The following is a 6,428-nucleotide window of genomic DNA, read 5'->3' as shown; positions in this document are numbered from 1 at the left end:
GCCCTTTGCGCTGGGGCTTGAACCGGGTGCTCATGGGCCTATGCTGTACCTGCTCTCATGGTTTATTTAGCCGGGCTCCAAGGAGGGAGTAGTGCAATGTTTCTTATTGAAAACCACAGCCAGCGTTGGCGCAATTTCGGGATTTTGTCCGCTGCGCTCATGCTGTCGAGCGTTGCTGCTGTGTCCCGCGCAGAGTCTGCAAGCAGCGTTTACAGAGTTGGTCTGACGTTGCAGCAGAGCGACCTGCAACTGGCTGTATGCATCGAAGATGGATGCCAGAAGTCACTTAGCTATCAGAAGGTGGAGGGCGGGTACCTTTACGATTTCGGTACCTTCGCGATTTCAGACCATCTTCGTTTTCCGGTGTATACGTGGACGATTAACCTGGCCGAACGGCGAGTTCGCAGGCTACTTGAGGCCTACCTGCCGGATGGCTGCACCATTGCGAGCTGCGGTAGTTTTACTTTTCAAAAGGTTGATGCGCCTGTTACCTCAACTGACGCTTGTGAGGCGGGAGTTGCAGCTTGTCACCGTGATCGAATAATCCGCTGAGCAATCCTGACGGCCGGACGCCTACGTCATTGTCGTTGGCTGGTTTGGTGTACTCTGGCGTTCCTCCCGGAGCGATGCGTTGCAAGCCCCACACATCAACCAAATCACGACCAAATCTACTCCCAAAGTATCATTCGTACCCCCCGATCCCGGTGTTTAACTGAGTCCGTCGGTTCCTGCCGACGCTGTAAACCCACGCAATAACAAGAGGATCGACCCATGTGGACTAAACCCAGCTACACCGACCTGCGCATTGGCTTTGAAGTCACCATGTACTTTGCCAACCGCTGAGTACCGGGCGCCCCGGTTTCCGGGGCGTTTAGGCACGCTGGCCGAGGACAGATCCCATGCATGTACAGATACTTGGTTCAGCTGCTGGCGGTGGTTTTCCGCAGTGGAACTGTAACTGCCGCAACTGCGACGGCCTGCGCCGTGGCACGCTGAACGCGAAAGCGCGTACCCAATCTTCCATTGCCTTGTCGGATGACGGGGTGAACTGGATTCTCTGCAACGCTTCCCCGGACATTCGCACCCAGCTGGAGCAGACGCCTGTGCTGCAACCGGCGCGGGCGGTGCGTGATACGGCGATTCGAGCGATTGTGCTGATGGACAGCCAGATCGATCACGTGACCGGGTTGCTGACCCTGCGTGAGGGTTGCCCGCACGAGGTCTGGTGTACCGATATGGTCCATGAGGACCTGCAGACCGGCTTTCCGCTGTTCCCGATGTTGAGCCATTGGAACGGTGGTTTGCAACGCCGTCGGATCGGGCTGGGCGAGCCGTTCCGTATTCCGGCCTGCCCGGCGCTGGAGTTTTTGCCGATTCCGCTGCGCAGTGCGGCGCCGCCGTATTCGCCGCACCGCAACGACCCGCACCCCGGCGACAACATCGGCCTGCTGGTGCGCGACACCAATACCGGGGGGGGGCTGTTTTATGCGCCGGGCCTGGGCCAGCCGGATGAAGGGCTGTTGGCGACCATGCGTGATGCCGATTGCCTGCTGGTGGACGGCACCCTGTGGCGCGACGACGAGATGGCCTTTGCTGGCGTGGGCGACAAGCTCGGCAGCGAGATGGGCCACCTGCAGCAGAGTGGGCCGGGCGGGATGATCGAGCTGCTGGATGCGCAGCCGGCCAGCCGCAAGGTGCTCATTCATATCAACAACACCAATCCGATCCTGGACGAGGACTCTGCCGAGCGCGCCGAACTGGTGGCGCATGGCATTGAGGTCGCCCATGACGGTATGCAGATCGTTCTGTAAGGAGGCCGCCATGCAGCGCGAGCCGATGAGTATTGCCGAATTCGAGCAGGCCCTGCGCGACAAGGGCCGCTATTACCACATTCATCACCCGTTCCACGTTGCCATGTACGACGGCAGCGCAACCCGCGAACAGATTCAGGGTTGGGTGGCGAACCGTTTTTACTACCAGGTCTGCATTCCGGTGAAGGACGCGGCGATTCTGGCCAATTGCCCGGACCGCGACACCCGCCGCGAGTGGATTCAGCGCATCATCGACCACGATGGCGAGCCGGGCAGCGAGGGCGGCATCGAGGCCTGGCTGCGCCTCGGCGAGGCCGTGGGGCTGGACCGCGAGGTGCTGCTGTCGCAGGAACTGGTGCTGCCGGGCGTGCGCTTTGCGGTGGATGCCTACGTCAACTTCGCCCGCCGGGCTAGCTGGCAGGAGGCGGCCAGTTCGTCCCTGACCGAGCTGTTTGCCCCGCACATTCACCAGTCGCGGCTGGACAGCTGGCCGCAGCATTACCCGTGGATTGATCCGACCGGGTACGACTACTTCCGCAAGCGCCTGAAAGAGGCCCGCCGCGACGTCGAGCACGGCCTGCGCATTACCCTGCATCACTACACCACCTGGGAGGCGCAGCAGCGCATGCTGGAGATTCTGCAGTTCAAGCTGGACGTGCTCTGGAGCATGCTCGACGCCATGACCATGGCCTATGAGCTGGAGCGCCCGCCGTATCACACGGTCACGGCCGACAAGGCCTGGCACCGGGGGATCGCGCTATGAATCCGGTGGTGCGCGATAACACGCCGGTGCTGCGCCCCGGCTTTCGTCTGCAATGGGAACCGGTGCAGAACAGCCACGTGCTGCTCTACCCGGAGGGCATGGTCAAGCTGAACGAGAGCGCCGCCGAGGTGCTGTTGCTGGTGGATGGCAAGCGGCCGGTCGCCGACATCATCGACACGCTGACAGACAAGTTCCCCAATGTGCCGGGACTGGACGAAGACGTTCTGGCCTTTATCGAGGTGGCCCATGCTCAACACTGGCTCCACATCCGCTGAACAGGGGCCACCGCTGTGGCTGCTGGCCGAGCTGACCTACCGCTGCCCGCTGCAGTGCCCGTACTGCTCGAACCCGCTGGAGTTTGCCAACCACAAGGGTGAGTTGAGCACCGCCCAGTGGATCGACGTGTTCACCCAGGCGCGAGCGCTGGGCGCGGCGCAGCTGGGCTTTTCCGGTGGCGAGCCGCTGGTGCGCGAAGACCTTGCCGAGTTGATCGGCGCGGCGCGTGAGCTGGGTTTTTACACCAACCTGATCACCTCCGGCATGGGGCTGACCGAGGCCAAGATCGAGGCCTTCCGCGAAGCCGGGCTGGATCACATTCAGATCAGCTTTCAGGCTTCCGACGCCGAGATCAACAACATGCTGGCCGGCTCGCGCAAGGCGTTCGAGCAGAAGCTGGCGATGGCCCGAGCGGTCAAGGCGGCGGGTTACCCGATGGTGCTCAACTTCGTTACCCATCGGCATAACATCGATCAGATCGATCGCATCATCGAGCTGTGCGTGGCGCTGGAGGCCGATTTTGTCGAGCTGGCGACCTGTCAGTATTACGGCTGGGCGCACCTGAACCGCGCCGGACTGCTACCGACCAAGGCGCAGCTGGATCACGCCGAGCAGGTCACTAACCAATGGCGCGAGAAGCTGGCCGAGCAGGGCAACCCGTGCAAGCTGATTCTGGTCACCCCCGATTACTACGAGGAGCGCCCCAAGGGCTGCATGAACGGCTGGGGCAATATCTTCCTGACCATCACCCCGGACGGCACCGCGCTGCCGTGCCACAGCGCGCGGCAGCTGCCGGTCAGCTTCCCGAGCGTGACCGAGCACAGCCTGTCACACATCTGGTATGACTCCTTCGGTTTCAACCGCTTTCGCGGCTATGATTGGATGAGCGAGCCGTGCCGGTCCTGCGACGAAAAGGAGAAGGACTTTGGCGGCTGCCGCTGTCAGGCGTATCTGCTGACCGGCGATGCCACCCAGGCGGACCCGGTGTGCAGCAAGTCGCCCTACCATCACAAGATTCTGCAGGCCAGAGCCGAAGCAGAGCAGCCCCAGCCGGGGATAGAGGAGTTGACCTTCCGTAATGAACGTACCTCGAGGATCATCTGCAAGGCCTGATAAACCTGTGCCCGGCCGCTGGCCGAGCGACTTCAGTGCAGCGCAGGCGGTCGCCGCCAGCGCTGACTACAGCGATCTGTGCTGCGCCGACGGCGCGCTCTGGTGGCTGACCTTCCGCCCGCAGCAGGGCGACAGCGTGCTGCAGCGTTGGCAGGACGGCGTCACCCGCACCATTACCCCCCAAGGCCACTCCGTGCGCAGCCGCGTGTATGAGTACGGCGGTGGCAGCTTCTGCGTGCTGCCCGGCGAGTACGAACCGGACTGCCTGCTGGTATTTGTCAACGAAGCCGATCAGCAGCTGTATCTGCAATGCCCGGAAGGGCAGCGCCTTGAACCACTGACCAATCATCCGGAATGCCGCTACGGCGGACTCTGCGCCGACCTTGCGCGCCGCCGCGTGCTGGCGGTGGAGGAGGCGCATCTGCCGGGCCGGGTCGAGCATCGGCTGGTCGCCATCGGGCTGGATGGCATACGCCAGTTGCTCGCCAGTGGCGCCGACTTCTACCACAGCCCGCAGGTCAGCGACTGCGGCACGCAGCTGGCGTGGATCGAATGGGATCGGCCCGATCTGAGCTGGACGCGCACCCGGCTGATGCGGGCAACGCTGGCCGACGACGGCAGTGTCGCGGCGGTGCAGTCGGTCGGCGGCGCGGAAGACGCATGGCAGCAGCCGCGCTTTGATGCCAGCGGCCAGCTGTGCTGCCTGTCTGACCGCAGTGGCTATTGGGTGCCCTGGCAGGTTGCGGCTGACGGCCCGCGCAAGTTACCGGCGATTGCCGCCGACCACGCACCTGCGCCCTGGCAGCAGGGCAGCAACACCTGGCTGCCGCTGGAGGACGGCTGGATGGCGCTGAGCTGGAGCGAGGCCGGATACGGCCATCTGGCGCTGCGTCACTCGGTCAGCGCCGAAGAGCGGCGGCTGGCGCACGCCTACAGCCGCTTTCGTCACCTGTGCAGCGACGGCAAGGCGCTGTATTGCATTGGCGCCTCGCCCAGCTGCACCGCCGCCATTCTGCGTATTGAACTGGCCACCGGTGAACTGACCCGCCTGCTGGGCGAAGACAGTGCGCTGGACGACGCCGATCTGTCCCGCCCTGAACGGCTGCTGTATCTGAGCGCGGGTGGCGAGAGTGCCCACGGCTTCTTCTACCCGCCGCGCAACCACGCCCAGCAGCTGGATCAGCCGCCACCGCTGCTGATCTTCACCCACGGCGGGCCGACGTCGGCCTGCTATCCGGTGCTGGATAATCGCATTCAGTTCTGGACCCAGCGCGGCTTTGCCGTCGCCGATCTGAACTACCGCGGCAGCACTGGGTTCGGTCGCGCCTACCGCCAGCGTCTGCAGGGCAATTGGGGCGTGACCGACGTGGAGGACGTGCTGGCGGCGGTCGACTATCTGAGTCAGCAGGACAAGATCAACCCGGCGCAGGTATTTATTCGCGGCTCCAGCGCCGGCGGCTACACCACCTTGTGCTCGCTGGTGGCCGGGGCAGGGCGCTTCCGCGCGGCGGCCAGCCTGTACGGCGTCAGCGACCCGCTGCAGCTGCGCGCGGTGACCCACAAGTTTGAAGCCGACTACATCGACTGGCTGATCGGCGACCCCGACACCCAGCCCGACCGCTACGTGGAACGCTCCCCACTTGCCCAGGCCGACCGCATCCGCACTCCGGTGATCTTCTTCCAGGGCCTGCGCGACGCGGTGGTGTTGCCGAGCCAGACCGAACAGATGGTCGCCGCGCTGGACGACAACGGCGTGCCCGTGCACTGCGTCACCTTCGCCGACGAACGCCACGGCTTTCGCCAGGCTGCGCATCTGGCGCAGGTGCTGGAAGAGGAGCTGGGGTTTTATCAGGCGTGGTTGTGATACGGAGAGCCCCTGACGCGAACGGCACGCCTCATTACTTCGTCATCCTCGCGCAAGCGAGGCTCCATGGTGGGCGCGGGCGTATGACTGGATTCCCGTCTTCGCGGGAATGACGGTGTAGTGGGGAGGTTGTTGGTGCGGTTAATCGTGCCTGGCCGCCTGCTGCCTATTCTTCAACCCCGTCATCCTCGCGCAGGCGAGGATCCAATGCGGGTGCTGGCTCATCCCTGGATTCCCGCCTGCGCGGGAATGACGGTGTAGTGGGGAGGTTGTTGGTGCGGTTAATCGTGCCTGGCCGCCTGCTGCCTATTCTTCAACCCCGTCATCCTCGCGCAGGCGAGGATCCATTGCGGGTACTGGCTCATCCCTGGATTCCCGCCTGCGCGGGAATGACGGTGTAGTGGGAGGTTATGGGTGCGCTTAATCGTGCCCAGGCGCGTGCTGCCAGCCCTTTAACTTCGTCATACCCGCGCAGGCGAGGATCCATTGCGGGTGCTGGCTCATCCCTGGATTTCCGCCTTCGCGGGAATGACGGTCTAGTGGGGAGGTTTTTGGTGTGGCTAATCGTGCCTAGCCGCCTGCTGCCACTCCCTCAACCCCG

General features: G+C 63.6%; 7 protein-coding genes. All 7 read left to right on the top strand.

Annotated features, from left to right (window positions below; genetic code table 11):
* Positions 1-96: 96 nt before the first annotated feature.
* The 7 genes from ASB58_RS10540 to ASB58_RS10510 all read left to right on the top strand — a co-directional run bounded on the left by ASB58_RS10540 (position 97) and on the right by ASB58_RS10510 (position 5,827).
* Positions 97-552 (top strand): hypothetical protein, encoded by a 456-nt coding sequence (locus ASB58_RS10540; protein ID WP_118130529.1) that lies wholly within the window; start codon positions 97-99, stop codon positions 550-552.
* Between the two features lie 219 nt (positions 553-771).
* Positions 772-843, top strand: coding sequence for a pyrroloquinoline quinone precursor peptide PqqA (pqqA, locus tag ASB58_RS10535; protein ID WP_063607997.1), 72 nt, complete (start codon positions 772-774; stop codon positions 841-843).
* A gap of 56 nt (positions 844-899) precedes the next feature.
* The gene (gene pqqB, locus ASB58_RS10530; RefSeq protein WP_118130526.1) at positions 900-1,811 is read left to right on the top strand and encodes a pyrroloquinoline quinone biosynthesis protein PqqB; all 912 of its coding nucleotides are present in this window, start codon (positions 900-902) and stop codon (positions 1,809-1,811) included.
* A 10-nt stretch (positions 1,812-1,821) separates the two neighbouring features.
* The gene (pqqC, locus tag ASB58_RS10525) at positions 1,822-2,574 is read left to right on the top strand and encodes a pyrroloquinoline-quinone synthase PqqC (protein ID WP_083724656.1); all 753 of its coding nucleotides are present in this window, start codon (positions 1,822-1,824) and stop codon (positions 2,572-2,574) included.
* Positions 2,571-2,849, top strand: a complete 279-nt coding sequence (gene pqqD / locus ASB58_RS10520) for a pyrroloquinoline quinone biosynthesis peptide chaperone PqqD (RefSeq protein ID WP_096006507.1) — start codon at positions 2,571-2,573, stop codon at positions 2,847-2,849. Before pqqC ends, pqqD begins: the two co-directional genes overlap by 4 nt.
* Complete coding sequence (gene pqqE, locus ASB58_RS10515; protein WP_118130524.1) at positions 2,821-3,963, top strand: pyrroloquinoline quinone biosynthesis protein PqqE; 1,143 nt, start codon at positions 2,821-2,823, stop codon at positions 3,961-3,963. Before pqqD ends, pqqE begins: the two co-directional genes overlap by 29 nt.
* Positions 3,929-5,827: an alpha/beta hydrolase family protein gene (locus ASB58_RS10510; RefSeq protein ID WP_118130522.1), complete on the top strand. Its 1,899-nt coding sequence runs from the start codon at positions 3,929-3,931 to the stop codon at positions 5,825-5,827. The genes pqqE and ASB58_RS10510 overlap by 35 nt, the downstream gene beginning before the upstream one ends.
* Positions 5,828-6,428 lie beyond the last annotated feature (601 nt).

This window comes from Pseudomonas abyssi (assembly GCF_003444685.1).
GTDB classification, from domain to species: Bacteria; Pseudomonadota; Gammaproteobacteria; order Pseudomonadales; family Pseudomonadaceae; genus Halopseudomonas; species Halopseudomonas abyssi.
The sequence above is the reverse complement of the archived record's forward strand: the minus strand, read 5'-3'. Positions and strand labels throughout refer to the sequence as shown.